This is a genomic window from Pseudomonas chaetocerotis (assembly GCF_015712105.2).
GTDB classification, from domain to species: domain Bacteria; phylum Pseudomonadota; class Gammaproteobacteria; order Pseudomonadales; family Pseudomonadaceae; genus Aquipseudomonas; species Aquipseudomonas chaetocerotis.
Genome location: NZ_JACFYX020000020.1, coordinates 13,158 through 40,038 on the forward strand (window position 1 = coordinate 13,158; position 26,881 = coordinate 40,038).

The 26,881-nt window shown below is 58.8% G+C and carries 33 protein-coding genes and 2 pseudogenes; 18 read left to right on the forward strand and 17 right to left on the reverse strand.

The annotated features are described in order from the left end of the window. Positions 1-85 precede the first annotated feature (85 nt). The 4 genes from H3221_RS24730 to merR form a co-directional block, all read right to left on the reverse strand. A complete protein-coding gene (locus H3221_RS24730; RefSeq protein ID WP_003465043.1) occupies positions 86-442 on the reverse strand; it encodes a cupin domain-containing protein in 357 nt (118 codons plus the stop codon). A gap of 236 nt (positions 443-678) precedes the next feature. Next, a complete protein-coding gene (locus H3221_RS24735) occupies positions 679-1,065 on the reverse strand; it encodes a HepT-like ribonuclease domain-containing protein (RefSeq protein ID WP_134587682.1) in 387 nt (128 codons plus the stop codon). Beyond that, entirely contained in the window at positions 1,062-1,328 is a 267-nt protein-coding gene (locus H3221_RS24740) for a nucleotidyltransferase family protein (RefSeq protein WP_016487057.1), read from the reverse strand. Before H3221_RS24740 ends, H3221_RS24735 begins: the two co-directional genes overlap by 4 nt. Positions 1,329-1,574: 246 nt before the next feature. Beyond that, positions 1,575-2,009, reverse strand: a complete 435-nt coding sequence (gene merR / locus H3221_RS24745; RefSeq protein WP_000429838.1) for an Hg(II)-responsive transcriptional regulator — start codon at positions 2,007-2,009, stop codon at positions 1,575-1,577. Positions 2,010-2,080: 71 nt separating this feature from the next. On the opposite strand from merR, the gene merT reads away from it, so the two are divergent. Genes merT through merE form a run of 6 tightly spaced genes read left to right on the forward strand, consistent with a single transcriptional unit; the run spans position 2,081 to position 5,228 of the window. After that, complete coding sequence (merT, locus tag H3221_RS24750; RefSeq protein WP_001294667.1) at positions 2,081-2,431, forward strand: mercuric ion transporter MerT; 351 nt, start codon at positions 2,081-2,083, stop codon at positions 2,429-2,431. 15 nt (positions 2,432-2,446) lie between these two features. After that, positions 2,447-2,722 carry a mercury resistance system periplasmic binding protein MerP gene (merP, locus tag H3221_RS24755; RefSeq protein WP_000735441.1) on the forward strand — a complete coding sequence of 92 codons (276 nt, stop codon included), beginning with the start codon at positions 2,447-2,449 and terminating at the stop codon, positions 2,720-2,722. A gap of 2 nt (positions 2,723-2,724) precedes the next feature. Continuing rightward, a complete protein-coding gene (gene merF, locus H3221_RS24760; RefSeq protein ID WP_000654684.1) occupies positions 2,725-2,970 on the forward strand; it encodes a mercury resistance system transport protein MerF in 246 nt (81 codons plus the stop codon). Beyond that, the gene (merA, locus tag H3221_RS24765) at positions 2,967-4,613 is read left to right on the forward strand and encodes a mercury(II) reductase (protein WP_000136268.1); all 1,647 of its coding nucleotides are present in this window, start codon (positions 2,967-2,969) and stop codon (positions 4,611-4,613) included. The genes merF and merA overlap by 4 nt, the downstream gene beginning before the upstream one ends. A 16-nt stretch (positions 4,614-4,629) precedes the next feature. Further along, positions 4,630-4,995, forward strand: a complete 366-nt coding sequence (gene merD, locus H3221_RS24770) for a mercury resistance co-regulator MerD (protein WP_003465059.1) — start codon at positions 4,630-4,632, stop codon at positions 4,993-4,995. Continuing rightward, the gene (gene merE, locus H3221_RS24775; protein ID WP_001087809.1) at positions 4,992-5,228 is read left to right on the forward strand and encodes a broad-spectrum mercury transporter MerE; all 237 of its coding nucleotides are present in this window, start codon (positions 4,992-4,994) and stop codon (positions 5,226-5,228) included. The genes merD and merE overlap by 4 nt, the downstream gene beginning before the upstream one ends. A gap of 52 nt (positions 5,229-5,280) precedes the next feature. Here merE and H3221_RS24780 read toward each other — a convergent pair whose 3' ends face one another. Genes H3221_RS24780 through H3221_RS24795 form a run of 4 tightly spaced genes read right to left on the reverse strand, consistent with a single transcriptional unit; the run spans position 5,281 to position 9,763 of the window. Then, entirely contained in the window at positions 5,281-5,895 is a 615-nt protein-coding gene (locus H3221_RS24780) for a recombinase family protein (protein WP_000904941.1), read from the reverse strand. Between the two features lie 60 nt (positions 5,896-5,955). Further along, positions 5,956-7,176 (reverse strand): TniQ family protein, encoded by a 1,221-nt coding sequence (locus tag H3221_RS24785; protein WP_134587647.1) that lies wholly within the window; start codon positions 7,174-7,176, stop codon positions 5,956-5,958. Further along, positions 7,173-8,081, reverse strand: coding sequence for a TniB family NTP-binding protein (locus H3221_RS24790; RefSeq protein WP_134587648.1), 909 nt, complete (start codon positions 8,079-8,081; stop codon positions 7,173-7,175). The genes H3221_RS24785 and H3221_RS24790 overlap by 4 nt, the downstream gene beginning before the upstream one ends. A gap of 2 nt (positions 8,082-8,083) precedes the next feature. Continuing rightward, a complete protein-coding gene (locus H3221_RS24795; protein WP_134587649.1) occupies positions 8,084-9,763 on the reverse strand; it encodes a Mu transposase C-terminal domain-containing protein in 1,680 nt (559 codons plus the stop codon). Positions 9,764-10,465: 702 nt separating this feature from the next. On the opposite strand from H3221_RS24795, the gene H3221_RS24800 reads away from it, so the two are divergent. Beyond that, positions 10,466-10,984, forward strand: coding sequence for a YkgB family protein (locus H3221_RS24800; protein WP_003464991.1), 519 nt, complete (start codon positions 10,466-10,468; stop codon positions 10,982-10,984). A 29-nt stretch (positions 10,985-11,013) separates the two neighbouring features. Here the strand turns inward: H3221_RS24800 and H3221_RS24805 are convergent, their stop codons facing one another. The 7 genes and pseudogenes from H3221_RS24805 to H3221_RS24830 all read right to left on the reverse strand — a co-directional run. Further along, positions 11,014-11,859 carry an AraC family transcriptional regulator gene (locus tag H3221_RS24805; RefSeq protein ID WP_003464995.1) on the reverse strand — a complete coding sequence of 282 codons (846 nt, stop codon included), beginning with the start codon at positions 11,857-11,859 and terminating at the stop codon, positions 11,014-11,016. A gap of 238 nt (positions 11,860-12,097) precedes the next feature. Then, the gene (locus H3221_RS26030) at positions 12,098-12,559 is read right to left on the reverse strand and encodes a c-type cytochrome biogenesis protein CcmI/CycH (RefSeq protein WP_423812476.1); all 462 of its coding nucleotides are present in this window, start codon (positions 12,557-12,559) and stop codon (positions 12,098-12,100) included. A 70-nt stretch (positions 12,560-12,629) separates the two neighbouring features. Next, positions 12,630-14,147, reverse strand: coding sequence for an IS66 family transposase (tnpC, locus tag H3221_RS24810; protein WP_134587650.1), 1,518 nt, complete (start codon positions 14,145-14,147; stop codon positions 12,630-12,632). Positions 14,148-14,166: 19 nt separating this feature from the next. Beyond that, a complete protein-coding gene (gene tnpB, locus H3221_RS24815) occupies positions 14,167-14,526 on the reverse strand; it encodes an IS66 family insertion sequence element accessory protein TnpB (protein WP_224490793.1) in 360 nt (119 codons plus the stop codon). An 83-nt stretch (positions 14,527-14,609) separates the two neighbouring features. Next, positions 14,610-15,332, reverse strand: a pseudogene (ccmI, locus tag H3221_RS24820) (c-type cytochrome biogenesis protein CcmI); the annotation flags it as partial. Beyond that, complete coding sequence (locus H3221_RS24825; RefSeq protein ID WP_012080655.1) at positions 15,325-15,798, reverse strand: cytochrome c-type biogenesis protein; 474 nt, start codon at positions 15,796-15,798, stop codon at positions 15,325-15,327. The pseudogene ccmI and the gene H3221_RS24825, both read right to left, overlap by 8 nt. Then, positions 15,795-15,917: pseudogene (locus tag H3221_RS24830) on the reverse strand (DsbE family thiol:disulfide interchange protein); the annotation flags it as partial. The gene H3221_RS24825 and the pseudogene H3221_RS24830, both read right to left, overlap by 4 nt. 112 nt (positions 15,918-16,029) lie before the next feature. Between H3221_RS24830 and istA the strand changes: the two are divergent. The 6 genes from istA (at position 16,030) to H3221_RS24860 (ending at position 21,547) form a co-directional block, all read left to right on the forward strand. After that, positions 16,030-17,529, forward strand: a complete 1,500-nt coding sequence (gene istA / locus H3221_RS24835) for an IS21-like element ISPst3 family transposase (protein ID WP_024012635.1) — start codon at positions 16,030-16,032, stop codon at positions 17,527-17,529. Beyond that, a complete protein-coding gene (gene istB, locus H3221_RS24840; protein WP_010454871.1) occupies positions 17,522-18,325 on the forward strand; it encodes an IS21-like element ISPst3 family helper ATPase IstB in 804 nt (267 codons plus the stop codon). The genes istA and istB overlap by 8 nt, the downstream gene beginning before the upstream one ends. A 427-nt stretch (positions 18,326-18,752) precedes the next feature. Further along, the gene (gene msrB, locus H3221_RS24845) at positions 18,753-19,196 is read left to right on the forward strand and encodes a peptide-methionine (R)-S-oxide reductase MsrB (protein WP_003464965.1); all 444 of its coding nucleotides are present in this window, start codon (positions 18,753-18,755) and stop codon (positions 19,194-19,196) included. Position 19,197: 1 nt separating this feature from the next. Next, on the forward strand, positions 19,198-19,737 hold the full coding sequence (gene msrA, locus H3221_RS24850) for a peptide-methionine (S)-S-oxide reductase MsrA (protein ID WP_003464967.1): 540 nt from the start codon (positions 19,198-19,200) through the stop codon (positions 19,735-19,737). A gap of 140 nt (positions 19,738-19,877) precedes the next feature. Then, complete coding sequence (locus tag H3221_RS24855; RefSeq protein WP_003464969.1) at positions 19,878-20,582, forward strand: glutathione S-transferase N-terminal domain-containing protein; 705 nt, start codon at positions 19,878-19,880, stop codon at positions 20,580-20,582. Beyond that, positions 20,579-21,547, forward strand: coding sequence for a magnesium and cobalt transport protein CorA (locus tag H3221_RS24860; protein WP_003464971.1), 969 nt, complete (start codon positions 20,579-20,581; stop codon positions 21,545-21,547). Before H3221_RS24855 ends, H3221_RS24860 begins: the two co-directional genes overlap by 4 nt. 204 nt (positions 21,548-21,751) lie before the next feature. Here H3221_RS24860 and H3221_RS24865 read toward each other — a convergent pair whose 3' ends face one another. After that, positions 21,752-21,919: a hypothetical protein gene (locus H3221_RS24865; RefSeq protein ID WP_016487060.1), complete on the reverse strand. Its 168-nt coding sequence runs from the start codon at positions 21,917-21,919 to the stop codon at positions 21,752-21,754. Between the two features lie 75 nt (positions 21,920-21,994). On the opposite strand from H3221_RS24865, the gene H3221_RS24870 reads away from it, so the two are divergent. From H3221_RS24870 to H3221_RS24880, 3 genes are all read left to right on the forward strand, one after another. Beyond that, entirely contained in the window at positions 21,995-23,008 is a 1,014-nt protein-coding gene (locus tag H3221_RS24870; protein WP_002118279.1) for a zinc-binding alcohol dehydrogenase family protein, read from the forward strand. Positions 23,009-23,080: 72 nt separating this feature from the next. Beyond that, positions 23,081-23,512: a GlcG/HbpS family heme-binding protein gene (locus tag H3221_RS24875; protein WP_005006001.1), complete on the forward strand. Its 432-nt coding sequence runs from the start codon at positions 23,081-23,083 to the stop codon at positions 23,510-23,512. Between the two features lie 61 nt (positions 23,513-23,573). Next, on the forward strand, positions 23,574-23,864 hold the full coding sequence (locus H3221_RS24880; protein WP_023109439.1) for a DUF1330 domain-containing protein: 291 nt from the start codon (positions 23,574-23,576) through the stop codon (positions 23,862-23,864). Positions 23,865-24,189: 325 nt separating this feature from the next. Here the strand turns inward: H3221_RS24880 and H3221_RS24885 are convergent, their stop codons facing one another. Next, a complete protein-coding gene (locus tag H3221_RS24885; RefSeq protein WP_003464979.1) occupies positions 24,190-24,660 on the reverse strand; it encodes a TlpA family protein disulfide reductase in 471 nt (156 codons plus the stop codon). Positions 24,661-25,082: 422 nt separating this feature from the next. Between H3221_RS24885 and H3221_RS24890 the strand changes: the two genes are divergently transcribed. After that, a complete protein-coding gene (locus tag H3221_RS24890; RefSeq protein ID WP_002118288.1) occupies positions 25,083-25,730 on the forward strand; it encodes a sulfite oxidase-like oxidoreductase in 648 nt (215 codons plus the stop codon). Further along, entirely contained in the window at positions 25,723-26,469 is a 747-nt protein-coding gene (locus H3221_RS24895) for a ferredoxin reductase (protein WP_002118292.1), read from the forward strand. The genes H3221_RS24890 and H3221_RS24895 overlap by 8 nt, the downstream gene beginning before the upstream one ends. Positions 26,470-26,881 lie beyond the last annotated feature (412 nt).

The following is a 26,881-nucleotide window of genomic DNA, read 5'->3' on the forward strand; positions in this document are numbered from 1 at the left end:
GCGACCTGGTTTAGCAGCCGTGTCCGCTGCATGTCTGTTACCTATCTCCCCGACCGCTCATTGGACCAACTCCAGAGATTGGGCTCTATCGCTCAGCCAATACGAAACCGGCATTGGCTGATGCCACAACCGAGACGAACACAAATGGCTCGGTACCTGTATTTCGCGCCCCGTGCACTTGGCCCGGTCTTGCCACGGCTATCTCACCTTCCCTGAGGGCACGAACAATCCCATTGCCCTGAAAGTAATCAGCCATTCCCGACAAAACAGTCCACGTGTCTTGGCCGTGAGGATGAATGTGAGCCGCAATTTCCTGCCCGGGATGGACATGCCAAACCACGATAATTGAGTCTCGGGTTTCAAGCACAACGGAACGAATAGGCTCGCCTTCGGACGGCTGAACATACTCGGCTACAGAAAATATTCTCGATTCAACAGTCATCGGAGATCCCTCTTTCACAGTGCCCCCAGACAGGCTGGATATGAGTTCTAACTCGAATTTGAACGGGAGGCTGGTCGTGCGGTCGTGCAGTTGCCGATGAGCGTGTCGGCTGCTGCCTCCTTGCCCACCAGCGAACTCACGTCCGTTGCGGCCATCCAGAAGGTCTTGCCCGAGCGCGGCTCATAGGTCGCGGGATCGAACACGCCAGAGGGGCCGAACATCGGCGGCTTGATTGGTCATGGCTCCATGCCTTTGTCGTTACGGTCTTCATCGTCGGCATCCTGACGCACGGCGGGCAATTGCTGGAGCAACGCCGGCAGCCATTCCTGTACCGTCTCCCACACCACATCGAGGTTGATGTCGAAATAGCCGTGAGCCATGCGATTACGCATATTGCGCATGCTGCGCCACGGCACGTCGGCATGCGCCTGGGTGAACTCGACGTAGCCATCCATCACCTTTGTGGCCGCCTCGCCGATGACGATCAGGCTCATCATGACGGCCTGCTGGGTGCGCTTGTCGGCCAAGAAGTCGTCCTTGGCCATCCCTTCCACGAAGCTGCGCGCATCGGTTGCGGCCTGCTGAATGTGGTCGAGGTAATCGGGCAGGCGGTTCTCGCTCATATCGGTTGCGCCTCCGCGAGCACCTTGGCCCGGAACTTCGGCGGCAGGTCGCCGGGAGTCAGCAGATCGACGTCAACGCCGAGCAGCGATTTCAGTTCTTCTTCCAAATCGCCCAAGTCCAACAACGTGGCACCGGGCAGCGCATCGACCAACAGGTCGAGGTCGCTGCCATCCCGGTCGGTGCCATGCAGCACCGAGCCGAAGACGCGCGGGTTCGCGGCGCGAAAGCGGCCTACCGCTTCACGCACTGCGCTTCGCTTCATGTCAAGCACAACAGACGGTCGCATGGGCATCCTTTCTTATCGAAACTCGTTGAGATGATATGCAATCAAGAATAGAATTTCAAGAACTATTTTCGAGAATCGCAATGCCTTGATTCCCGTGCCGCGCCTGTCACTTTCAGAAGGCGACAGCACGAAATATCAAAAGTCGACCGCACGGTCTTTTCTGACGTTGGAGTCGCCTCAGAAAACGGAAAATAAAGCACGCTAAGGCGTAGTTCCCTCGGGCTACACCGCGTCCGCACTGCGCGGTTCTTTCTTCCCTTGCAGTGACGCAATCAGCGGGCAGGAAACGTTCCCCTTCCGCGCATGGCAGGCGCACACCAAATCAGACAGCACGGCCTCCATGCGCGCCAGGTCAGCCATCCTCTCGCGCACGTCCTTGAGCTTGTGCTCGGCCAGGCTGCTGGCTTCCTCGCAATGGGTGCCATCCTCCAGCCGCAGCAGCTCGGCGATCTCATCCAGGCTGAAGCCCAACCGCTGGGCTGATTTCACGAAGCGCACCCGCGTTACATCCGTCTCGCCATAGCGGCGAATGCTGCCGTAAGGCTTGTCCGGTTCCGGGAGCAAGCCCTTGCGCTGATAGAACCGGATGGTCTCCACATTGACCCCGGCCGTCCTGGCGAAAACGCCAATGGTCAGGTTCTCCAAATTGTTTTCCATATCGCTTGACTCCGTACATAACTACGGAAGTAAGCTTAAGCTATCCAATTCAGATTCGAAAGGACAAACGTATGTCTGAACCTCAAAACGGGCGCGGCGCGCTCTTCACTGGCGGGCTGGCCGCCATCCTCGCCTCGGCTTGCTGCCTCGGGCCGCTGGTTCTGATCGCCTTGGGGTTCAGCGGCGCTTGGATCGGCAACTTGACGGTGTTGGAACCCTATCGCCCCATCTTTATCGGCGTGGCGCTGGTGGCGTTGTTCTTCGCCTGGCGGCGCATCTACCGGCCGTCAGCCGCCTGCAAACCGGGTGAGGTTTGCGCGATTCCCCAAGTGCGAGCTACTTACAAGCTCATTTTCTGGGGCGTGGCCGTGCTGGTTTTGGTCGCGCTCGGATTTCCCTACGTCGTGCCATTTTTCTATTGATCACAGGAGTTCACCATGAAAAAGCTGCTTTCCGCCCTTGCCCTCGCTGCCGTTGTTGCCCCCGTGTGGGCCGCCACCCAGACCGTTACGCTGTCCGTACCGGGCATGACCTGCTCGGCCTGTCCGATCACTGTCAAGAAGGCGATTTCCAAGGTCGATGGCGTCAGTAAAGTTGACGTGACCTTCGAGACGCGCGAAGCGGTGGTCACCTTCGATGATGCCAAGACCAGCGTGCAGAAACTGACCAAGGCTACCGAGGATGCGGGCTACCCATCATCAGTCAAGAACTGATCATGAAAGACCCGAAGACACTGCTGCGGGTCAGCATCATTGGCACAACCCTCGTGGCGCTGTGTTGCTTCACCCCTGTTCTGGTCATTTTGCTCGGTGTGGTCGGCTTGTCCGCGCTGACCGGCTATCTGGACTATGTGCTGCTGCCTGCGCTGGCGATTTTCATCGGCTTGACCATCTACGCCATCCAACGAAAACGCCAAGCCGATGCCTGCTGCACCCCGAAATTCAATGGAGTAAAAAAATGACCGAAATCACCGTGAATGGCATGACCTGCACATCCTGCGCCACCCATGTCAAAGATGCTTTGGAAAAGATTCCCGGCGTGAATGCCGCTGTGGTGTCCTATCCAGAAAGCCGCGCGCAAGTCATGGCAGACACCGCCGTGAGCCACAACCAACTGCTGGCCGCCATCGCCGCATTGGGTTATCAAGGCTCGATCCGGGTTGGTGATTTCAAAGATGAACCAAAAATCCGTGATGCACTTGAGGGCGCCGGTTTGCATATCGCCATCATTGGCAGCGGCGGGGCCGCGATGGCGGCGGCGCTGAAGGCCGTCGAGCAAGGCGCGACGGTCACGCTGATCGAACGCGGCACCATCGGCGGCACCTGCGTCAATATCGGCTGTGTGCCGTCCAAGATCATGATCCGCGCTGCCCATATTGCCCATCTGCGCCGGGAAAGTCCGTTCGACGGCGGTATTGCGGCAACTGTGCCTGCGATTGACCGCAGCAAACTGCTGGCCCAGCAGCAGGCCCGTGTCGATGAACTGCGGCACGCCAAATACGAAGGCATCCTGGACGGCAATCCAGCCATCACCGTTTTGCACGGTGAAGCGCGTTTCAAGGACGACCAGAGCCTGGTCGTCCGTTTGAACGAGGGTGGCGAGCGCGAGGTAACGTTCGACCGCTGCCTGGTCGCCACCGGTGCCAGTCCGGCCGTGCCGCCGATTCCGGGCCTGAAAGAGTCACCCTACTGGACTTCCACCGAAGCGCTTGTCAGCGACACCATTCCCGCACGCCTGGCCGTGATCGGTTCGTCGGTGGTGGCGTTGGAACTGGCGCAAGCCTTTGCCCGGCTCGGCAGCCAGGTCACGATCCTGGCACGCAGCACCTTGTTCTTCCGGGAAGACCCGGCCATCGGCGAGGCCGTGACAGCCGCTTTCCGCGCCGAGGGCATCGAGGTGCTGGAGCACACGCAAGCCAGCCAGGTCGCCCATGTGAACGGCGAATTCGTGCTGACCACCGGACACGGTGAATTGCGCGCTGACAAGTTGCTGGTTGCCACCGGTCGGGCACCGAATACGCGCAGCCTCGCGCTGGACGCGGCGGGGGTCACTGTCAATGCGCAAGGGGCCATCGTTATCGACCAAGGCATGCGCACGAGCAACCCGAACATCTACGCGGCCGGCGACTGCACCGACCAGCCGCAGTTCGTCTACGTGGCAGCGGCCGCCGGCACCCGTGCCGCGATCAACATGACCGGCGGCGACGCAGCCCTCAATCTGACCGCGATGCCGGCAGTGGTGTTCACCGACCCGCAAGTCGCCACCGTGGGCTACAGCGAGGCGGAAGCGCACCACGATGGCATCGAGACCGACAGTCGCACGCTGACACTCGACAACGTTCCGCGAGCGCTTGCCAACTTCGACACACGCGGCTTCATCAAGCTGGTCATCGAGGAAGGTAGCGGACGGCTCATCGGCGTGCAGGCGGTGGCCCCGGAAGCGGGCGAACTGATCCAGACGGCGGTGCTCGCCATCCGCAACCGCATGACGGTGCAGGAACTGGCCGACCAGTTGTTCCCCTACCTGACAATGGTCGAGGGGTTGAAGCTTGCGGCGCAGACCTTCAACAAGGACGTGAAGCAGCTTTCCTGCTGCGCTGGATAAAAAAAGGAGGTTTTCAATGAGCGCCTACACCGTGTCCCGGCTGGCCCTTGATGCCGGGGTGAGCGTGCATATCGTGCGCGACTACCTGCTGCGCGGATTGCTGCGTCCGGTGGCGTGCACCCCGGGCGGCTATGGCCTGTTCGATGATGCCGCCTTGCAACGGCTGTGCTTCGTGCGGGCGGCCTTCGAGGCGGGCATCGGCCTGGACGCGCTGGCGCGGCTGTGCCGGGCGCTGGATGCTGCGGACGGCGATGAAGCGGCCGCGCAGCTTGCCGTTCTGCGCCAGTTCGTCGAGCGTCGGCGCGAAGCGTTGGCCGATCTGGAGGTGCAGTTGGCCACCATGCCGACCGAGCCGGCACAGCACGCGGAGAGTCTGCCATGAACAGCCCCGAGCGCTTGCCGTCCGAGACGCACAAACCGATCACCGGCTACCTGTGGGGCGCGCTGGCCGTGCTCACCTGTCCCTGCCATTTGCCGATTCTCGCCATTGTGCTGGCCGGCACGACGGCCGGCGCGTTCATCGGAGAGTACTGGGGTATCGCAGCCCTCACGCTGACCGGTTTGTTCGTCCTGTCTGTGACACGACTGCTGCGGGCCTTCAAAGATCGATCATGAGCGCTTCCCATTGAGACAAACCACGCTGTCGCTACGTTGCCTCATGCCGGCATCAAATTCGGCTGAGTAGCTTCTCGCCATCTGGACGTAGCTCACCCTTGGGTGAAACATGCCGATACAGGGTCTGCCGCGTGACGCCAAGTTCCTGGCATAGGTCGCCGACCTTGGTCTCTGGCTGACCCATTGCCGCCATCGCCAGCCGCAGCTTGGCGGCGGTCATCTTGAACGGCCGGCCGCCTTTCCGCCCGCGCGCGCGGGCCGAGGCTAGGCCGGCAATCGTGCGCTCCGCGATCAACTCGCGCTCGAACTCGGCCAGGGCGGCGAAGATGCCAAAGACCAGCTTGCCGGCGGCGGTCGTGGTGTCGATGGCCGCGCCGTGCCCGGTTAATACCTTCAAGCCGATGCCGCGCCCAGTCAGGTCGTGCACGGTGTTGATGAGATGTCGCAGGTCGCGTCCGAGCCGATCCAGTTTCCACACGACCAGTGTGTCGCCAGTTCGCAACGCCTTCAGGCAGCTCGTCAAGCCGGGCCGATCCTCGCGCATGCCGGATGCCTGGTCCTCGTAAAGATGTACTGGATCGACCCCGGCGGCAATCAGCGCGTCGCGCTGCAAATCGGTAGCCTGGGAGCCGTCCGCCTTCGATACCCGCATGTAGCCTATCAGCATGTCGTACCTGTCACATATACGTTCGATTATGTGACAGCTTGCACCAGATAGTTCTAGCCGTCAAAATTTGTCATATAACGCGTTATTTAATGTAAGACACGCAAAGGGTTCATCGGGATCATAATGTGACAAGAATTTCAGTGGGATACCGTCTTTGGAAAACTCAGTGCGTAAGCGCTCCAAGGACTCGGGGTCGTGCCGCCGTCCATTGGCAGCCAGCGCGAACAGTGAGCGGGCTGTCTCAGGATTGTGCCGAGCGTCGGCGACGGCTTTGTTGATCGCCTTGATCGCCTCCTGCCAGACGTTGATGGACTCCTGCTTCCGCTCCCTTGTGGGTAGACCGTTGGTGAACTCGGTTTGCGGCTCCGACCAGAATAGCTTTGCTTGCTCCCCCGGTGGGCTTATCACTCTCGACTCGATCAACCGAATTGCCGTTGCCGCCGCTTCCAGCATCTGTATCCGCACTGCCGGATTCAAGGTTTCATACGGTCGCCATAGACTTTGTCCAGCGCGCGGCGGATACCCGCAGGCTTCCCAAACATGACGGATATATCCTGCGTAGGTTCCGCACGTTGAGAGCGGAGTGTTCAGCTCATCGAGCAACGTGCGTAGTATCCGAAACCAGAGGCCGGCGTGGATGCGCCGGCGCGGCAGCTCAACATAGCCCGTTGTCATTCCCTGCCAGGTGCGCCGATCCATCGCTGTAATCGCTTCGCCGGCCGCGCGTGGTGAAGGGTCGGCGTTCTCCCACCTGAGAAACCGTCCAGGTATTCCCCAATAGGACTCCAGCCAGCAGCCATGCAGCGGGCAACTCAGCATCAGGGGCAGCTTCCAAGCGAGCAATATGGCTTGACCCGCCGGATCATTCAGGCAGAGCGGACAGGCTCGTTCAATCGGCTGACTAGGTAGCCAGGCTCGCCAACGTGCGACTATTCTAATTTTACGATTGCGCCTTGGTAGGAGCACCGAGAACTGGAACGCATAGGTTTCTAGGGCAGCCGAAATCCGGTCGTCGAGACTGTCCAGCAGCCACGGCACCCAACCGGCAACGCTCATGCAGCGCAGCCGGTCCACTTCGATGCCGCTTCGCTGGGAGAGCACTGTCAGCAACGACATTGGTGGCGCGATATCCAGGTCATCGACCTGGCCATGACCGAGATCGTGTGCCAGCAGGTCGCGCACCTCCATCTGATAGCAAGCGGCGATACGCTGGAGCCAGGAGGATAAGGCTTCGCCTTCCCTGGGGGCCGGATGCAGCGGCCAGCGTGCGGCCGGCCTCACATCAGTTCCCGCTCGAATTGCCGACGCCGCTCGCTGGGCCCGGTGTAGTCGGCCATGCTGAGCGTGCGGTGGTTGATCGCCTCCTCGCCACACTCCACAGCAGCGATGGCCGCCGTCATCAGCAGGTGCGCCAGTTCGCCGATGGTGCCCTCGCTGCGAGTGAGCAGATAGCGCGCCATGTCTGGCGTGGCAATCGTGGAAGGGCGTCGCAGCGGGAGCGACGCGGCAAAGCTGGCCAGCAATGAACAGCAATCGTCGTTGACCTCCCACAGCGGCAGCATCATGGGCTCGAACCGGTTCTCTAACTGGTCGTCAGAGCGAATCGCCAGGTAGGCATCGCGCGTGCCGACCCCGACCAGTGGGATGCGCAGCTCGTTGCCGAGGAAGCGCAGCAGATTGAGGAATTCCCGCCGGTTGACGCTGTTGCCAGCCAAGACGTTGTGCAGCTCGTCGATTATCAACATGCGCACGCCGACCTTGCGTAGCAAGGCCAGCGCCAATTGCTCCATTTCCGGCAGTCGTGGGCGCGGGCGCAGCGGCGCGCCCATCGCGGCGAGCAGGGCGACGTAGAAGCGGATCACAGACGGCTCGGAGGGCATCTGCACGACCAGCACCGGAATGTGCTCTTGGTCGACGTCGGAGCTGGCCGGATGCGTGCGCCGGAATTTCTCGATGATCATCGACTTGCCGTTGTTGGTCGGGCCGACCAGCAGCAGGTTAGGCATGCGTTGCTTGTTTGGCCACGCATACAGGGCTTCCAGCCGGGTCAGCGTCTCGACGGCGTGGGGATAGCCGATCCAGCGGTCGGCGCGAAGGCGTTGTATGCGTTCGTCCGCCGGCAGCCGGGTCAGCCCTTGTGCAGCCGGCAACAGGTGTGACAAGTCGATGATAGGGTCTTCGTCCACGGCTACCACTCCTCAATCTGGTCGAACGGTTTGGCCGGCGACAGGTTGTCTGCCTGCGGGTCAGCAACATCCGTTGCTGGCAGAGCCGGCTTGTTCGGCGGAACGGAAGTCTTGAGGTGTTGGCGTCGATCCGTGTCGCGCCGTGCCTTACGCGTGGCCTTCTGTGCAGTGGTCACGATCTCGCGCATCTGCCCGATCATACGGAACAGTGCTGATTCATCGACCTGTTCGCGCCCTTGCTGCCGTAATTTCGCCAGCGCCTGCCGTTGTTCCCACAGGGTGACAGCCGGGTGTGACAAGGTACGGTAGGAAATCTCCAGGTAATGTTGCCCCTCCGGTTCCAACACCCATATGCGGCTGATGTCGCGCGGATCACGCCGGATAAGAAAAGCAGGCAAGCGGTCGCGCCGCGCAATCCATGGTTTGAGCGCATCGGCGTAGTAGTGAATGTGGTCGATGACAAAGCCGGTGCGGGTCAGCGTGCGACGGATGATGGGGAGAAAATCGACCAGGAAAGCCGTGGCTCGGGTGACGACGGCCGGTATACCGGCTCGCGCCACGGCCTCGGCCCAGCGCGCGGCCGGTGGTTGCAACAGGCCATTATGCACAGAGCCATGATAGGTGCCGACTGCCAATGTGAGCCAGCGCTCCAGCTCACGCAACGTCAGGACTGCCTTATTTTCGGAATCGTAGTCCCCCCGCTGATCAGGGTTGGAGAAGGTTGTCCCCGGCAATTCATCGTGGATCATCTGCATCGCGGTACCGATGATCCGTTCTACGATGCCGCCATAGTGCGGCTGTCCCAACGGGCGATAGTCCAACCGGATGCCATGCTGCTCGCAGCCACGACGTAACGCTTCGCTCTTGAACTCGGCCGCGTTGTCCAGATAAAGCTGCCTGGGCTTGCCGCTCATCGGCCAGTCCATCTCCACGTCCAGCCCTTCCAGCCGAGGACGCTTGTCGCAAGCAACATGCGCAAGGCACAGACCGACCGAGACGGCGGATGGGGCTTCCAGCGTAACGACCATGCCGAGCACGCAGCGGGTAAACACGTCGATGGCGATGGTCAGGTAGGGACGGCCAATCGGTTGCCGATCGCGCTCATCGACCACGATCAGATCGATGACCGTGTGGTCGATCTGTACTTGCTCCAGCGGCAAGGTGACTGGCGGCGGGACACCGCCGGCACCTTGCAGGACGCGAGCGGAGTCTTGGCCTTCCCGACGACGAGTGAGTTTGAGCGGGTCCAGGGTGGCGATCCGCAACGCAACGGTGTTGCGTGCAGGCACCCGCAGGTTTTGCTCTTTGCATGCTCGTGCGACTTCGCGGTGAAATGCCGCCAAGCTGCGCTTCTGCTTGGTCAGAAAGCGCTTTTGCAGCAGCTCGCGAATGATGCGTTCAACCGATTCTGGCAGACGCCCCTTCCCTTTACCGCCACCGGATTGCCCGGGAGCCAGGTCCGTTACAAGGCCTGAGCCTTGCCGGGCACGCCGAATCAGGACGTACACCTGCCGCCTGGATAGACCCAGCGCCTGCGCTGCGGCATCGGCAACTTCATGCCCGACCGCCTCAAGCGTTGCCAGTGGCCCGATGATTTCCATTCGGTACCGAGCCTGTGCCCATGCCTCGTCAGACAGGCTGACCACGCCGTGCTCGACAATTGGTGATGTGTCGGACGCCATGCCCACACCTCGCTTTAGTGCACACGAGTATTGAGCATAGTGGAGATTGGTGAAGACGGCTGCTGATATTTCGCTGTCAGGAGCCGTCTTCACAATGGGCGCTACATCCAGTGTCAATGGCCATTAATTTTGACCCACTTGGGTCAGATTAATTGGCCATTAACATTAACAAAAGTGACGTGTGTCGTTCTGCAGGGCATGCTGTTCCCCAACCCTGGAAAACCTATCCTCTTTAACACGTCAAAGTCGATTGATAGGCTTGCTGCAACAGCTATCTGCCCGGTTGAAGTCGAAGATCGATGTATCTGTAGGGTTTGGAAATAAATGCGGGCGCCCACCGCACTCACGGCTCAGTTACCATTCTTTGTGCATCGCGGCCGCGCGGCTAGTTGGTAGCTGTTCTAAGCCTAGTCAGTGCCGCCCTTCGCCCCAAGCCCCATAGTCAGATTTGAGAAATGACAGTAGGCGATGCCGCAACGCGCTTCATCGACCTATGTAAAACGACTCCTTTATCGAAATAGTGCACTCATCGCTCTCCACGGCGATCCCTTCATCGCGAATTGCACCGCCCAAGACGATCTGCACTGAAATCAATACTTTCTGATGCCTCTTGATTAGAGATGCCAGCCATAATCATCTCATCGCCAACGCATACGGCGTTCGGCAGCCAACACACTCTCACTCACTACTGGAAGCTCAGACATGAAAACCATAGGCATTGAAAACTCGAAGTCCAGCGTACAGGCCCACTTAACGCTTGGAACCAAAACTATGGGGCTAGGTATCTATGGCGCGTACTTGGCTCTCGCTATTATTTACTTCTGGTTCGGCGGCATGAAATTTACCCACTACGAGGCCGAGGGCCTGGTTCCACTGGTGAGCAACAGCCCGCTTTTGGGATGGGTGTATAGCATTTTTTCGGTCGACATGTTCTCCAGCCTGCTCGGCATACTAGAGATTTCGATCGGCACTCTGATCGCAGGCCGCATGCTGTCGCCCAAACTATCCGTGGTAGGAGGCGCTCTGTCTGCAGGCCTGTTCTTCACAACCCTTAGCTTTATGTTTTCCACTCCGGGCGTCATTGAGCCTAGTTTAGGGTTTCCGGCGATTTCCGTTGCGCCAGGTCAGTTTCTGCTTAAAGACTTAGGGTTGCTTGCTGTTTCGATATTTGTGGCAGGCCATTCGCTGGTTGAACTGGAAAAACGTAAAATTAATGCATAATTTTTTCAATGGCTTAAGGCAGTAATGCCTTAGGCCTTTTTGCCATCATTTTCCCCCGCCAGATCTTTCAACCAGTCACGAGGGCTCAACCCCGTCTTGCGTCTAAATGCGCGAGACAGCGCCGAAGGACTTTCGTAGCCGACTTGAGCTGCAATCAGCGTAATCGAGCGCCCTTCTCGCATCAGCTTCTGAGCCAGGCTAACTCGCCAACTCAACAAATAATCAGCAGGCGTCTGTCCGATGACACTCTTGAAATGCACGGCATACGCAGCGCGTGACATATTTGACTCACTGGCCAGCTCTGCTATTGACCAGGCATGTTCCGGGGAGTTGTGCATCTGTAAAAGCGATCGGGCAAGCCGCATGTCGGCCAGTCCAGCCATCATTCCGGTGCGCAACTGGTGATGATCGAGCAGGTAACGGAGCAACAGAATGATTAGGAGCTCAAATAAGCGCTCAAGCGCGGCTTCCCTTCCACAATGCACATTTGCCGCCTCGGCAAACATCCACTCCAACGTGTCTGCCAGCATGGGCAGATCATCGAGTGCGAGCACCAAACAGTCCGGTAATGAAGCCGACAAAGGATTATCAATTCCGCCCTCAAACTCCATGGAAGCACACAACAACTTTGCGCCATCGGACTCACCCGCAAACAATTGATGCTTGGCGGGGCGTGGCATAAAAATCAAGCTAGGGCGAGTGAGCTGCAAATCCTTGCGATCGGGACCAAGCAACGTCACGCTGCCGGCCTGAAGCAGATGGATATAACCTCGCCGCTCGGCGCCATCGTAAGATGCAGAGCCGCATAGGTCGCCGTCATAGAACAGATTGGCCCGCACGCCGAACCGCGAGAGCAAATTAGACAAACGATCCATTGGCCGATCCTTGACGAGTCAGAACGCACAGACCATACCATCTGCGTTGTCGTTCAGTGCCTGTAGCGAACATGCCGGCGTAAATCAGCCAACGGATAAAGTGATCACTGAGCAGCTCAGCCTCCCTTTCCAGTTCGGCTGTTAAAAAAACAACACCGTTGTTTGAAAGCACCAGCAAATCAAGTGCTCACTCTTCTATTTTACAGTACCTGGCAACAGCACTTTGCGGTGCAGTCGATCAGATATCCGGAAGGTTGATCGTAAGCTTCAGCCTAGCGCTCTTCGAATTTAATGTCGTCGAGCTTCGGCCCAACCATTCCCCCGACCTACTCTTCCCTCCCCTAGAGACCCTAGCAGTCACTTGAATCGCGGCTGTCTGCGATAAGGTGTTGCTGGTAACTATTGCATCAGCGCCTGAAAACTCCACCTCGGCCGGCAGACTTGAGACCTTAAGTCGTATGGTAGCGAGAGGTACCTTGGAGCCCGATAGCGTCTGTACGAAAACGAACACACTGTCATCCAAAGCGACCTTTTCGAAAATTTCCGGGGAAATGTCCACCCGTACCTTGAGCGGTGTTGGTGGCAAGCCAGCAACATGGTTAATCGTCAAATTGTTGTTTTTTTCATCCGCTGAAAGACCGTTTCTTGCCTTTCCAATGGCCTGTACTAAAGCAGCGTGTGACGGATGGTCGGAACCCATCTCTGCTAATGCGTGATGCCAATATTTTAAAGCATCGTAAGCGATCCACCAACCCCACCTTGCAGCAGGCTTAGTAGTTGATCGCAGTGCCACAGTTCCAGGGCAACAAGGCTTCCAGTGCCTCGACGGTCGTCGCTTGCGGCAGACGCTCCAGCACTTGGCGCAACCAGGCGTAGGGCTCCTGTCCGTTGGCCTTGGCCGTCTCGATCAGGCTGTAAATCAGAGCACTGGCCTGCGCGCCCTTGGGCGTGTCGCTGAACAGCCAGTTCTTGCGTCCGATCACGAAGGGCCGGATCGCCCGTTCGGCGGGATTGTTGTCGATAGGCAGGTTTCCGGCTTCGATATAGCGGATCAGCTTGCTCCAGTTATTGGCCAGGTAGCTGACCGCTTTGCCCAAGGCGCTCTGGGGTGCGACCTGGCCCACGGTCTTGTCGAGCCAGGCCTTCAACTGGTTGAGGATCGCCTGGCTCTGTGCCTGCCGCGCTTCGTATCGTTTGGCGTCATCGGCATCTTTCAGGTCACGCTCGATGCCGTAGAGTTTGTTGATCAGATTCAGCGCCATGTCGGCACGACCGGTCTTGCCCTTGGGTTGGGCTTTCTGAGCCTCAATGAACTTGCGCCGGGCATGCGCCCAACAGCCCTGACGCTCGACGCCTTCCTGCGCAGCGATGGCATTGTACCCGGCGTAGTCGTCGGTCATCAGATAGCCCCGGTACCCTTCCAACAGGCGCTGGGGCACCTCCTGGGCACGGCTTGATGTGTAGTCGAACAGGATGACCGGGTGATCCGGTGGTCCGCCGGTTTGTACCCACATCCAAGATTGGCTACCGGGATCACGATCCGGTTCTTTCAGGACCTGTACCCGGGTTTCGTCACAGTGAATGACGGGACTGGCCAGCAACCGGTCGCGCAGCAGATTAACCAGTGGTTGCAGGTGCTCGGCACTCTGGATGACCCAGCGGGCCAGGGTTTGCCTGGGTATCTCTACACCGTGACGCGTGAGCACTTTCTCGAAGCGGTGCAGCGGCAGACCGTCGGCATACTTGGTGGTCAGCAGCATCGCCAGGACGCTTGGGCTGGCCAGGCTCTTCTCGATCAGTTGTGCCGGCTTGTCAGCCGTGACCGGAGCCGCTTCACAGCCTTTGCAGGCATACACCTTGCGGATGTGACGGATCACCCGGATCTGCATCGGGATGATCTCCAGCTGCTCGCTGGTTTCCTCGCCAATGGCCTGCTTGCGGCAGCCGCAGTCACAGGTCAGTTCGTGCTCGGGCAGTTCATGGATGATCTCGACGCGCGGCAGTTCGGCCGGCAGCGGCTTGCGCTTGCCACGCTTTTTCGCTGGCTCAGGCGCGACGACTTCTTCGTCTGCTTCGGCCGGTGCTTCAACAGCGAGGCTTTCGGCTTCGTTGAACATCGCCAGCTGGGGCGACTGCGGGTCAACGCTCTGTTCTGATTTGCGGCCGAACAGGCGCTGGCGAAGCAGGGTATTTTCTTCCTGAAGCAGAGACACCCGAGACTGCATTTGCACAAGCATTTGCTTGAGCAATTCAGGATCATTTGGCAGTGTGTCGGGCGCTAGAATCATGCCCTGGATTATACCAGCGTCAGGCGACGTAACGGGGTCTCAGCACCTTGTGTGGACGATTGCGCCAGAGGTCAAAACCGTCCAGCATCCAGTTCAGTTCCTCCGTGGTCAGCTCGATGGCTTCATCGCCAGGATCTGGCGGTGTCTTGAAGCGTTCTGCTTCTAGACGCTTAAGCCAGAGGCAGAAGCCATTGCGCTCCCAGTACAAAATCTTGACCCGGTTGCGCGCCCGGTTGAGGAACACGAACAGCACCGGGTCGAAGACGGCGGCCTTGATATCCAGCTCCACCAGAGCGGACAAGCCGTCGATGGATTTGCGGAAGTCGACGGGCTTGGGGTAGAGATACACTTTCTTCACTTTGGTGCCGGGCCGCATCATGGGGCGCACCTCCTTGCAGAATTGAGGAGGTGAGCATGCCGGCGCCGGGCTGGCATTTGTAGGTGGGGTTTATGGAGCGTTTACAAAGCATCTTGGTAACGATGCTCTTCAAACGCAGCCAGACCTATGAGACTCAAGCTCTGGAGCTCACCCGGATTTCCATTTAAAGCTTCATCTGTCAGCGCCTTGATTGGCGGAGACCACATTTTGTTGTTAGAGAAATACAATGCTTTAGCCCACTCGCCTAATAACTCCGGTCGGCGACCGGCCAGTGACACCGTTCGTTCGAACATTCTAGCGGCATCGTCGGGCCTCCCTTGAGCCATGTAGTTTTGGGCCAGGTTATAAGCGTTCTCAGCTGACTCCGGTTGGGCGTTAACCGCGCGTTCCAGACGGTCGTTCATTTGCGCGAGTGAACCGGGAGGCTGGGCGAACTCACGAACCAGCTCGACTTTGTCGCTGGCGCCAAAATGCAGGTACAGCGCGAGCCCCAGCGCCGGTATCAAGAAAGCCACGAATACTGGTAGCGGCTTGCCTGTAGTCGAAAAACGTTCGAGGCCAGCTCCTTCGGTGTCCGCCAGCAATTCGCGGTCCGCCTCAGAGCGGGCACTGTTTTTTTGCGCAGGAGACATCACTCCGTCCCCTTGCTGAAGCTGTAGCTCCGCCAGGCGTTCCTGATACAGCGCCACGTAAAAAGCGGTGCGATCTTCTTCGCTTTGGGCACGACGTACAAACAACACAGGGATTAGCACGAAACTGAGGGCAACCAGCAACAGCAGGCCGACCCATAGCCAGAAATCAATCATTAGATTCTTTACCCAATAGGAGGAGGAGCCGTTGACGCTCTTGGTCAGAAAACACCTCAACATCATCGCCATGCCGACCACGATGACGTGCAACGATCAAGTAAATCACCCACACACCGCCCAACAACAAACCGCCAGGCCCAAACCAGAGCAACCAGGTGTGGCTGTTCAGCTCAGGTTTGTAGCGCACGAATTCGCCATAGCGATCGACCATGAAGTCGATGATCTGCTGATTACTCTGACCTTCATCGAGCATGCGAAAGATCTCTTTTCGCAGATCGGCGGCGATGGGGGCATTGGAGTCTGCGATATCCTGGTTCTGACATTTCGGACAACGCAGTTCCCGGGTCAACTCGGTGTACCGGGCGCGTTCGACCTCATCCTTGAACGCGTAAGCATCGATGGCAGCTTGGGCGGCACTAGCGGAACACAACACTAAGAGAGTTCCACATAGAAACCGGCTCATTGCGTGCCCTCCTGCACCAGACCTTGATAAAGATCTGCAAGCTGTTCACGCCACACCGTCTCATCTATAACGCCGACGTGCTTGTAGCGAATGATGCCCTTACTGTCGACCAGGAATGTTGCCGCTGACCGAAAACTGACCCAGTAGAGGCTGTTCTGCCGACTGAAAACTGACCCAGGTGTTCAACTGCTTCTGCTCAATTTTTGAGCAGGAGAACACAGGGTGATCAGTATGGAAATGATGGGCAAAATTCGCCGGATGTATTTCCGCGACAAGCTGTCGCTGCATGAGATAGCCAAGCGCACCGGGTTGGCGCGCAACACGATTCGCAAGTGGGTCAGAGCACCTGAGGCCAAGCCGCCGGTCTACCAACGCCGCGCGATCTTCAACAAACTCAGCCCTTTTCACGCCACGCTGGAGCAGGCGCTAAAAGCCGATTCGCTGCGGCCCAAGCAACAGCGGCGCAGTGCCAAGGCGCTGTTGGCGCAAATCAAAGCCGAAGGTTATGACGGTGGCTACAGCCAGCTCACCGCGTTTATCCGTGCCTGGCGAGGGGGACAGGGCAAGGCGTCGCAGGCCTTTGTGCCGCTGACCTTTGCTCTTGGCGAGGCGTTTCAGTTTGACTGGAGCGAGGAAGGCTTGCTGGTCGGCGGCATTTACCGGCGTATGCAGGTGGCACATCTGAAGCTGTGTGCCAGCCGTGCGTTCTGGCTTGTGGCGTATCCGAGCCAGGGCCATGAGATGTTATTTGACGCCCATACACGCTCGTTCGGCTCCTTGGGCGGCGTGCCGCGCCGGGGCATCTACGACAACATGAAGACCGCCGTCGACAAGGTCAATAAGGGCAAAGGCCGGGCGGTGAATGCGCGCTTTGCGGTGATGTGCGCGCATTACCTGTTCGATCCGGACTTCTGCAACGTCGCCGCTGGTTGGGAAAAGGGCATCGTTGAAAAGAACGTGCAAGACAGCCGCAGGCGTATCTGGCTAGACGCCCAGGACTGCCAGTTTCACTCCTTCGAGGAACTCAATGCCTGGCTGGGCCAGCGCTGCCGCGCGCTTTGGAACGAGCTGACGCACCCTCAATACAGCGGGCTGAGTGTGGCCGAAGTGCTGGAGTTGGAGCGCGCTGAACTGATGCCTGTGCCAGCGCCATTCGACGGTTACGTCGAGCGGCCTGCGCGGGTCTCCAGCACCTGCCTGGTCAGCGTCGGGCGCAACCGCTACTCGGTGCCGTGTGAGTATGCGGGTAAGTGGGTCAGCAGCCGTTTGTATCCGACGCGAATCGAGGTGGTGGCTGACGACGCGCTGATCGCCAGCCATGTCCGCTTGCTGGATCGCGACCAGGTCAGCTATGACTGGCAGCACTACCTCCCGCTGATCGAACGCAAGCCCGGTGCGCTGCGCAACGGCGCGCCCTTTGCTGATCTGCCGGCGCCACTGCGTCAGCTTAAGCACGGTCTGGGGCGTCATGCCGGCGGTGACCGGATCATGGCGCAAGTTCTGGCTGCCGTACCGGTCGCCGGGCTCGATGCGGTGCTGGTGGCTGTTGAGCTGGTACTGGAAAGCGGCAGCCTGAGCGCCGAACACATCCTCAATGTCGTGGCGCGCCTGGCCGCGACCGAACCACCACCCAGCGTCGAAACCCACTTGTCGCTCAAGGAAGCCCCCGTCGCTAACACGGCGCGCTACGACCGCCTGCGTGGCCAGACCGAGGAGATCGGTCATGCGTGATTTGATGGCGGAACTCAAGGAGCTGCGCCTGCACGGCATGGCCACGGCCTGGGCGGAGTTGACTGCGCAGGGTGAGTCGAACACAGCCTCGTCCAAGTGGCTGCTCGAACACCTGCTGGAACAAGAGCACACAGATCGCGCCATGCGCTCGGTGAGCCACCAGATGAACATGGCCAAGCTGCCGATGCACCGCGACCTGGCCGGCTTCGACTTCAGCGCCTCCAGCGCAGACGCTCGTTTGATCAGCGAACTGGCCAGTCTGGCCTTTACCGACACCGCGCAGAACGTGGTGCTGATCGGTGGGCCTGGCACCGGTAAAACCCACCTGGCCACTGCGCTGGCCGTGTCCGGCATCACCCGGCACGGCAAGCGCGTGCGCTTCTACTCCACGGTCGATCTGGTCAATCTGCTGGAGCGCGAAAAGCACGACGGCAAAGCCGGGCGGATCGCCCAAGCTCTGCTGCGCATGGATCTGGTCATCCTCGACGAACTGGGTTATCTGCCCTTCAGCCAGGCCGGCGGTGCGTTGCTGTTTCACCTGCTATCCAAGCTGTACGAACACACCAGCGTGGTGATCACCACCAACCTGAGCTTCGCCGAATGGTCGAGCGTGTTCGGCGACGCCAAGATGACCACCGCCCTGCTGGATCGGCTGACCCACCACTGCCACATCGTCGAAACCGGTAACGAGTCCTATCGCCTGCAACACAGTAGCTTGGCGGCCCAGGCCAAGATCAAATCACGGGAGCGAAAGCGTAAGGGCGGCCAGGAACCGGAGGACGATGAGCCGTTCTGATTTCATGGCGACGACGGCCTGCTACATGGCTGCGTGTGGCAGGTCTTAAACAACTGAACTGGGCTAGCGAAGGAGTGGGGGCAACAGCAGCTGCGCTGGTAGACTTATCCACAGTTGCTGGTAACAAAATCAGCAATCCGCCCTGGGTCAAATTTCAATCGGCAGGGTGGGTCAATTTTCCATCAGCGCCAACAACACTGTATTATATAATCGTGCTTTTGTGTTATTTTTTTAATATTTACTGATTACGTACTTGCTTAACCACTCAGTTGCGCTAGAACTAATAGACGCGAAATTTAAATCTCTAATTTTCCAACACTTAGTAAAACCTCGTTTGCCATCCCACTACCATTGTAGGAGCAAATCAGGAGACATAAAAAATTAGCGGTAGCGTGCCTGGCCCTCTAGATAAGTATTGGAGACTGTAATGAAGTTTGAAAAGTCACAGACAGCAATCGACCACCTGACTCCCGAGCAACACCGAATTACCCAGGAGGCGGGCACCGAAAGGCCCTTCACGGGCGAGTACAACGACAACAAGGAGCCTGGCATCTACGTCGACATAGTGTCGGGAGAGCCACTGTTCGCTTCGACGGACAAGTTCGATTCGGGTACTGGCTGGCCCAGCTTCACCAAGCCGATCGTTTCGGCAAACGTGAACGAGGTGCGGGACAGCGCACACGGCATGGTCCGGACGGAGGTCAGGTCAGTACACGCAGACAGTCATCTCGGCCATGTGTTCCCCGATGGTCCTTCCGACCGCGGCGGTCTGCGGTACTGCATCAACTCAGCGTCCCTTCGCTTCATCCCGCGCGACGAGATGGAGTCCGAGGGATACGGTGAATATCTCGATCAAGTAGAGGAGGCTTAACATGCATCAGCGCGCTGTTCTCGCAGGAGGATGTTTCTGGGGCATGCAGGACCTAATCCGCAAGCGGCCCGGCATCATCTCGACCCGTGTGGGTTACACGGGCGGCGATATTCCGAACGCCACGTATCGTAATCACGGCACGCATGCCGAGGGGATCGAGATTGTCTTCGACCCGACAGTGACGAGCTACCGGAACATCCTGGAATTCTTCTTCCAGATCCACGATCCGACGACGCTGAACCGCCAGGGCAATGATCGTGGGCTCTCCTACCGGTCGGGCATCTATTATGTCGACGAGGAGCAGAAGCGCGTCGCCGAGGATACGATCGCCGATGTGGATGCCTCGGGGCTGTGGGATGGCAAAGTGGTGACCGAGGTCCAGCCGGTCGGCGAGTTCTGGGAGGCCGAGCCCGATCACCAGGATTATCTGGAGAAGCGCCCGGGCGGCTACACCTGCCACTTCGTCCGTCCCGGCTGGGTGCTTCCGAAGCGCCAAAAGGTTGACGACGTACAGCCAGCGGCCGGGACCGCGGCGGAATAGGCTTCACTGCCGTTGCCACTGCGCCGATCCGGTCCGCAATCTTCGTGACCGCGTCGTTCAGCGACGCGGTCATCGAACCCTACTTCAGAGTGACGGCTCGTTCCAGTCAGTCGCCATCGCAACACCAGGATCGCAGATTTATGCCAGACCTCTCGTCCTTTCCGATCACGCAGCGCTGGCCGGCATCTCATCCCGATCGCCTGCAACTCTACGCAGCCCCTACGCCCAATGGCGTCAAGGTCTCGATCATGCTTGAGGAGACTGGCCTGGCGTACGAGCCCCACCTGATCGACATCTCGAACAACGAGTCGAAGGATCCGGCGTTCGTGTCGCTGAACCCGAACGGACGCATACCGGCGATCATCGATCCGGCTGGCCCTGACGGTAGACCCATCGCCTTATGGGAATCCGGTGCGATCCTCCTCTATCTGGCCGACAAGACGGGTCAGTTCATCTCCACCGAACCAGGCCAGCGTTACGAGACCCTAGCGTGGGTGTTCTTTCAGATGTCGGCCATCGGGCCGATGTTCGGTCAGCTCGGCTTCTTCCTGCGATTTGGCGGCAAGGACTATGAGGACAAGCGGCCGCAACAGCGCTTTATCGACGAATCCACGCGTCTGCTGGGGATTCTGGATCGCCGGCTGGAAGGCCGCGACTGGATCGTCGACGACTATTCGATCGCGGACATCGCGACGCTCGGCTGGGTGAATGCGCTGGTGGAATTCTACGCTGCGGGTGACATCCTTGGCCTCAGCAGCTTTTCGAACGTCCGCGCATGGCTTGGACGCGGGCTGGCTCGACCGGCCGTCCAGCGTGGCCTCCACATTCCCGCGAGGCCAGCATGAGCATCATCGCCGCCTATTATTACAACGAAGGCAAGCGAGTTCGCGAAATCGCGCTCGATGAGCACGTCAAGTTGGGCGAGAGTCGCTCGGGCTTCTGCTGGATCGCGCTTAGCGAACCCACCCCCGAGGAACTACTCGCGATCCAAAGGACATATAATCTTCATCCGTTGGCGATCGACAACGCGATGCACCCGCTGTGCCCGCCCAAGCTCGAGGTCTACAACGATGAGTTGTACGTCGTCGCGCAGACCGCCGAGCTGGTCGGCGACCGGATCAGCTACGGCAAGATGGCGATCTTCACCGGTCACAATCACCTTATCACCGTGCGGCACGGCAATGCCGGAGCGCTGGGCAAACTTCGGGAGCAACTCGAGGCATCGCCGACGCAGTTCGGCAAGGGTGTCGACTATGTGCTGCACGCGATCTTGCATCGCGTGGTCGACCAGTATCTGCCCATCTTCGAAATGATCGAGGACGACGTCCTGGCGATGGAGCGACGGTCGCTGCACGATTTCCTCGGGCCAGAAGAGGTGGCGCGAATCTTCGAACTAAGGTCCGAACTCACGCGGTTCCAGCGCACGCTCGGGGCTATGGCCGAGCTGGTGCGAAAGCTCGTTCGCGGCCACTTTCCCTGCATCAGCGCCGAAATGACACCATATTTCCACGACGTCGCGGACCATGTCCACCGCGTGCAGTCCATGGTCGACGGCCTCCTGCTTGTCCTGTCCACGGTCTTTGAGGCCAGCAGCCTTCTTGAAGCGCAAAGGACGGGGGTGATCACCCGCCAGCTGGCGGCTTGGGCGGCAATACTGGCAGTCCCGACGGCGATCGCTGGAATATACGGCATGAACTTTAAGCACATGCCGGAGCTGGACACGGCCTACGGATACTTTGTCGTGCTCGGAGTGATAGCGATATCGTGCGTTTTCCTATTTGTGCGCTTCAAGAAGGCTAAGTGGCTGTGAATACTGCCCATCGTTTTCTTCGCCGTCATCTGACGGTTACAGCGGGCCTTATACGGAAGCTTGTCCAATCCAACTCAAGATGAAGGTGCGTCCATGACATAGCAGCTGACCGACGCTCTACAAGCAGTTCAGTCCTTCATCGCCAAGGGCTAAGACCGCGAATAGCGCGTCAAGGACAGCAATCTCGTCGATCTCGAGCCAGGATCAACCATCGGTCCGTGCGGCATCTGCGTCGACGCGGCGTTTCGCCTCGGAAGCGGTGATGATGGCGATAACGCCTCCACCCTCTACGCGATCACCGATCCGGCGACCGAGCATAAGGGCCTGTTGATCGACGTGTTCGATGAAATCTGCTACCGCGACCCAGTTCAAGAGTCGGGACCTCAATGTAGAAGAAGTTGACTAACGAGCATTCGCGTCATCCGATCAAGCAAGCTGGAGACATTTATGAAAGCCATTGGTTACAAGGTTCCGGGACCCATCGCCGCGGATGCCGCGCTGGTCGACATCAATCTGCCTCGGCCTGTCGCTGCAGGATACGATATCCTGGTTGAGGTGAAGGCCGTCTCGGTCAACCCGGTCGACTACAAGGTCCGCAACAGCACGCCGCCGGCAGATGGCGATTGGAAGGTGCTGGGATGGGATGCCGCCGGGATTGTGCGCGAGGTCGGCCCCGACGTCACGCAGTTCGAGTTAGGCGACGAGGTCTATTATGCCGGATCGATCACACGGCCCGGTACCAATGCGGAGTTCCATCTCGTCGACGCCCGGATTGTCGGTCACAAACCTGCGTCGCTCTCCTGGGCGGAAGCGGCGGCGCTGCCGCTGACGACGTTGACGGCCTGGGAGGCGATGTTCGACCGCCTGGACGTGGCGAAGCCCGTACCCGGTGCGGCGGAGGCGATCCTCATCATCGGTGGCGCGGGCGGGGTTGGGTCGATCGCCGTCCAGATCGCGCGACAGCGCACGGACCTCACCGTCATCGCCACAGCCTCTCGACCGGAAACCCAAGAGTGGGTAAGAGGGCTTGGAGCTCACCACGTCATCGACCATTCTCGTCCGCTCGCGCCACAGATCGCCGAACTCGGCATCGGTGCTCCCGCTTTCGTCTTTTCGACCACACATACCGAGCAACATGTCGCCGACATCGCCGAACTGATCGCCCCACAAGGACGGTTCGGACTGATCGACGATCCCAAGGCATTCGATATCATGGTTTTCAAGCGCAAGGCGGTGTCGATCCACCACGAGCTGATGTTCACGCGGTCGATCTACGGCACGCCCGACATGAATGAGCAGGGCGAGATTCTGGATGCGATGGCAGCGCTGGTTGACGACGGCAAAATCCGCACGACGCTGACCCGGCGACTGTCGCCGATCAATGCCGCCAATCTGAAGACGGTGCATGCACTGATCGAAAGTGGCGCGGCTAAAGGCAAGATCGTCCTCGAAGGCTTCTAACGACCGCGATCGCCAAACATCTTGTCCAACCTCAAAAAGCCGAACGGGTTATGCCCCAGCGATGAGAATCCCATGACCAAATCTATTGCCACCGCCTCGATCAACCGCGAAACCGCAGTCGCCCTCATCGACGCGGCGCTCGCTGCGGCCCGTGCCATCGGCATCCCGGCTGCCGTCGCCGTCGTCGACGCCACCGGTAACCTGCGCGCGTTCGAGCGCACCGACGATGCGCCGTTCCTTACCGTCGATGTTGCCATCGACAAGGCCTGGAGTTCCGCCTCGTTTGGGTTCCCGACCCATGTCTGGAACGACTATGTGACCAACGATCCAAAAGTGGCGCCGCTAGCCTATCGCCCTCGGATGGTCGCTGTCGGCGGCGGTTATCCGATTCTGGAGGATGGGAAGTTGATCGGCGGCATAGGCATCTCCGGAGGCAACTATCAGCAGGATCAGGATGCGTGCGTCGAGGCACTCATGAAAATCGGGTTCCAGTTGCCAGCCTGACGACTGTGAGGCCATCACCGGTGGTAATGGCCAACAGATCCAACCTTTGAGAGGCCTAATGATGGAAGCGTTCGTCGTCTTTACGCGGGAAGAAACCAGCGACCCACATGCACTCGCAACCTATTCTGCAGGCGTCGGACCATCGTTCGATGGTCACGACGTTACCTTTCTCGCCGCTTATGGCGCGATCCAGCATTTGGAGGGGCCGCCCATCGAAGGGGCCGTAATCTTGCGTTTCCCGACGATGCAGGCCGCTCGCGACTGGTATGACAGTCCCGCCTACCAAACCATCGCTGCTCATCGCTTTGCCGGTTCCCGTTACCGCGCCTTTATCATTGAAGGGCGGCGGTGACATACCGACAGAAGCACTTCGGCGCTGACCACGAGGTATCGGCGTGTGAACTCGCATCTTGGGAATCTGTGGGGGGGACCAAGACAGCGGCGCTAGGGGCTCATATCGTCGATCGGATCAGAGAGTTGCTCGGCGAGAATGGGTTATCTATTGCCGAGCTGACGGAGCGGAGCCGCCCTCTCCCAACGGATTGATTCAATCGTTGACGCTCCTCCTATCCGGATCCGGGTTTTCGCACGCTGATCAACAGAGTTACAGCGCGCAACGCCTGTAGTGGGCATCAGGGGATGGGTGGCAATCAGGATGATTGCCCACCTTCCAACGATTAACCTTGCTCAAGTTGCTTCACTAGTCGCTCCGCGTCGAGATGGAAGTCCGAGAAAACAATGCTACCGCCAGCGTCGATAACCGTAAACCACGGAGTTCCTCGTGTGCGGTAGTCTTCCATGAAGGTTGGAAACGGCGAGCCGGTCGGTTGCTCGTCGTGACCGAAAACGATAGGAAGCTCATACTTGAGCTGGTTCACGCGCAACTTCTCGAAGGTATTCTCATGCGTTCCTTCGAAGACGGTCTGGATCACTGCGAACCCCACGTCTTTTGAGCTCAACGCTGCATGCAACTTTTGTAGCGTCGGAAACCCATGCAAATGGCAACCTTGGCACCAATGCTGGAAGGCAAACAAGATTTTCGGGCCGGGCCCGATATCTGACAGTTTGAACGGCGCGATACTTTCCCCATCTTTGCCAATCCATTTTTGCACCCGCAGCTCAGGCGCTTGTCGTTCGATCTCGTTCATCTGATCCTCCAACCCCGATACAGAAGCTTAGTGGATGATCGCGCGTCGCGACGGTGCGCGAACGTCCGACCTTATTTTCCCTATTTCCTGAAGCCAGAATAGATCAGATCGACATTTCGTCCTTAATATACTCAAGCTGCCGGCGAGCGCGAACTGGGCAACCATGCGCTGGTGAGCCTTGAGCTTTGCACGCTGCCCATCCGTTTGAGAGCGAACCTGCAACTTCCGCTCCGCATACCGCAGATCAGCGTACGCAGCCTTGGGGTTATCTACCCTATAGCCATTGGGTATTGGGAATCATGCTGGCCTGACGCTATGTTCGATACGCGATTTTTTACGATGATAGAGCATCTGTATCTGATTTTTAGTCGATTGGCTTATTCGGCGGATGTGCGGGCAAATGCTTTACGCAGAGTACTGAAATGAAGGCCGGCTTCGGTCTGCCGTATCGAGCAAGAGGGGTCACTATGGTCACCAGAGGTTTCACCGGTCGCGGTTCAGGCGACCAGTCCGATCGGATTCCGCCAGGTCAGCATCTGGTGGAGGATTTCCCTGTTCTGTCGGCCGGCCCTACGCCGAGGGTAGAGCCCTCCGACTGGAAATTCACAGTCAAAATTGGTCCGAAGCCCGTCAAAACGTGGAATTGGGGCGAATTCAACACTCTACCAAAGACCCAGGTGACAAAGGATATTCACTGCGTCACCTCTTGGTCCAAACTGGATACCGTTTGGGAGGGTGTACTCATTGAAGACATCCTTGCAGATGCAGAGCTTGATCGGCCTACCGATTTCGTCTTGGCGCACTGCTACGATAATTATTCGACAAACGTCCCTCTGACGGATCTGCTTTCCGGGAAAGCGATGGTCGCCCTCAGTTATGCGGGCAAGCCACTTTCCCGCGATCATGGGGGGCCGGCGCGTCTTCTAGTGCCGCACCTTTACTTCTGGAAATCCGCCAAATGGGTGAATGCGCTGCAATTCACGACGCGTGACGAGGCCGGCTTTTGGGAGCTGCACGGCTATCACATCTACGGCGATCCGTGGCGCGAACAACGATACACCCATGACTGAAAACGAAGCGCAAGTCCGTTCGTGGCAATCATGCGTGATCGACGACATCATCCAGCAAACACCGAGTATCAAGAGCTTCTTCCTTCGGTTGAGCAAGCCGTTCGCGCACACCGCAGGTCAGCACGTCGATATCCGGCTGACCGCGCCCGACGGCTACAGTGCAATGCGCAGCTACTCGATCGCGTCATCGGCAGTTTCGACCCCGATCGTCGAGATAGCTATCGAGCGCATGCCGGATGCCGAAGTTTCGCCGTTTTTTCACGACATCGCGGCGATTGGTGACGAAATCGAAGTTCGCGGTCCGCTCGGTGGCCATTTCCTTTGGCCTGAGCCTGCCATAGATCCGGTTCTGTTGATCGGGGGAGGCTCCGGCCTCGTGCCGTTGATGGCAATGATCCGGCAGCGCCGCGCATTGGCCCAAGCCGTTCCGACAGCGTTGCTCCTGTCCGCACGAACCGCCGAGGACGTTCTCTTCTCAGAAGAACTTCATTGCATCGAAATCAGCGATCCGGCGTTCGTCCTGGCGCTCGCGATTACGCGCGAGAAACCGGTTCGCGCATCGGACTTTGCGCGACGGATCGACGGCATGATGGTCCAAGAAATTCTAACCAGGCTTCAGGGAAAGCCGACGCAAGTGTTCGTCTGCGGGTCTAACGGATTCGTCAACATCGCAACCGATAGCGCGCTGCTGGCGGGCTTGGACGCCTCCATCATCAAGACGGAGCGCTACGGGGGCTAGCGGCGCGAGCTATCTCACGTCGCGCCGATCGTAGACGTGCGCCCTGGGAAGCTTTGGCGATCAACGTGAACCGTTTTGCCGAACACAGTCTTCGTACCCCCCGGCCTCTAGAACGCCTTCGCTCGCGATACCTGGCTCGACATCAAGCTCAATTTGAAAGTTCCTGCACTATCCGTCGTCCTGATATGCTCGACCAGCATGATGGGCGATTCGAGCGGGACCGCTTCCGTCCCAATCGAGGCTCGGTTACCTTAGAGCATCGGCTCGGCGCTACAGGAGGCGCGTGCGGCCTCTGCCTGGCGGTGAAAGCACTTTGGGCCATGTCGCCTGGATAGCGGCCAATCGTCAGCATCTGCTCCGATGTCGGCCAAGGTGCAGTCGCCATCTTTGAACGCCGCGAATTGGAGATCAA

Coding starts and splice junctions, on each gene's coding strand:
- H3221_RS24855 (WP_003464969.1), top strand. CDS start 19,878: ATGCCAGACCTCTCGTCCTTTCCGATCACGCAGCGCTGGCCGGCATCT.
- msrB (WP_003464965.1), top strand. CDS start 18,753: ATGAAGTTTGAAAAGTCACAGACAGCAATCGACCACCTGACTCCCGAG.
- merR (WP_000429838.1), bottom strand. CDS start 2,009: ATGGAAAACAATTTGGAGAACCTGACCATTGGCGTTTTCGCCAGGACG.
- tnpC (WP_134587650.1), bottom strand. CDS start 14,147: ATGATTCTAGCGCCCGACACACTGCCAAATGATCCTGAATTGCTCAAG.
- H3221_RS24825 (WP_012080655.1), bottom strand. CDS start 15,798: ATGAGCCGGTTTCTATGTGGAACTCTCTTAGTGTTGTGTTCCGCTAGT.
- H3221_RS24890 (WP_002118288.1), top strand. CDS start 25,083: ATGAAGGCCGGCTTCGGTCTGCCGTATCGAGCAAGAGGGGTCACTATG.
- merA (WP_000136268.1), top strand. CDS start 2,967: ATGACCGAAATCACCGTGAATGGCATGACCTGCACATCCTGCGCCACC.
- H3221_RS24885 (WP_003464979.1), bottom strand. CDS start 24,660: ATGAACGAGATCGAACGACAAGCGCCTGAGCTGCGGGTGCAAAAATGG.
- H3221_RS24800 (WP_003464991.1), top strand. CDS start 10,466: ATGAAAACCATAGGCATTGAAAACTCGAAGTCCAGCGTACAGGCCCAC.
- merE (WP_001087809.1), top strand. CDS start 4,992: ATGAACAGCCCCGAGCGCTTGCCGTCCGAGACGCACAAACCGATCACC.
- H3221_RS24880 (WP_023109439.1), top strand. CDS start 23,574: ATGGAAGCGTTCGTCGTCTTTACGCGGGAAGAAACCAGCGACCCACAT.
- istB (WP_010454871.1), top strand. CDS start 17,522: ATGCGTGATTTGATGGCGGAACTCAAGGAGCTGCGCCTGCACGGCATG.
- H3221_RS24805 (WP_003464995.1), bottom strand. CDS start 11,859: ATGGATCGTTTGTCTAATTTGCTCTCGCGGTTCGGCGTGCGGGCCAAT.
- merF (WP_000654684.1), top strand. CDS start 2,725: ATGAAAGACCCGAAGACACTGCTGCGGGTCAGCATCATTGGCACAACC.
- H3221_RS24895 (WP_002118292.1), top strand. CDS start 25,723: ATGACTGAAAACGAAGCGCAAGTCCGTTCGTGGCAATCATGCGTGATC.
- H3221_RS24740 (WP_016487057.1), bottom strand. CDS start 1,328: ATGAAGCGAAGCGCAGTGCGTGAAGCGGTAGGCCGCTTTCGCGCCGCG.
- merP (WP_000735441.1), top strand. CDS start 2,447: ATGAAAAAGCTGCTTTCCGCCCTTGCCCTCGCTGCCGTTGTTGCCCCC.
- H3221_RS24735 (WP_134587682.1), bottom strand. CDS start 1,065: ATGAGCGAGAACCGCCTGCCCGATTACCTCGACCACATTCAGCAGGCC.
- H3221_RS24870 (WP_002118279.1), top strand. CDS start 21,995: ATGAAAGCCATTGGTTACAAGGTTCCGGGACCCATCGCCGCGGATGCC.
- msrA (WP_003464967.1), top strand. CDS start 19,198: ATGCATCAGCGCGCTGTTCTCGCAGGAGGATGTTTCTGGGGCATGCAG.
- H3221_RS24860 (WP_003464971.1), top strand. CDS start 20,579: ATGAGCATCATCGCCGCCTATTATTACAACGAAGGCAAGCGAGTTCGC.
- tnpB (WP_224490793.1), bottom strand. CDS start 14,526: ATGATGCGGCCCGGCACCAAAGTGAAGAAAGTGTATCTCTACCCCAAG.
- merT (WP_001294667.1), top strand. CDS start 2,081: ATGTCTGAACCTCAAAACGGGCGCGGCGCGCTCTTCACTGGCGGGCTG.
- H3221_RS24730 (WP_003465043.1), bottom strand. CDS start 442: ATGACTGTTGAATCGAGAATATTTTCTGTAGCCGAGTATGTTCAGCCG.
- istA (WP_024012635.1), top strand. CDS start 16,030: ATGGAAATGATGGGCAAAATTCGCCGGATGTATTTCCGCGACAAGCTG.
- merD (WP_003465059.1), top strand. CDS start 4,630: ATGAGCGCCTACACCGTGTCCCGGCTGGCCCTTGATGCCGGGGTGAGC.
- H3221_RS24875 (WP_005006001.1), top strand. CDS start 23,081: ATGACCAAATCTATTGCCACCGCCTCGATCAACCGCGAAACCGCAGTC.
- H3221_RS26030 (WP_423812476.1), bottom strand. CDS start 12,559: ATGGGTTCCGACCATCCGTCACACGCTGCTTTAGTACAGGCCATTGGA.
- H3221_RS24780 (WP_000904941.1), bottom strand. CDS start 5,895: ATGCTGATAGGCTACATGCGGGTATCGAAGGCGGACGGCTCCCAGGCT.
- H3221_RS24795 (WP_134587649.1), bottom strand. CDS start 9,763: ATGGCGTCCGACACATCACCAATTGTCGAGCACGGCGTGGTCAGCCTG.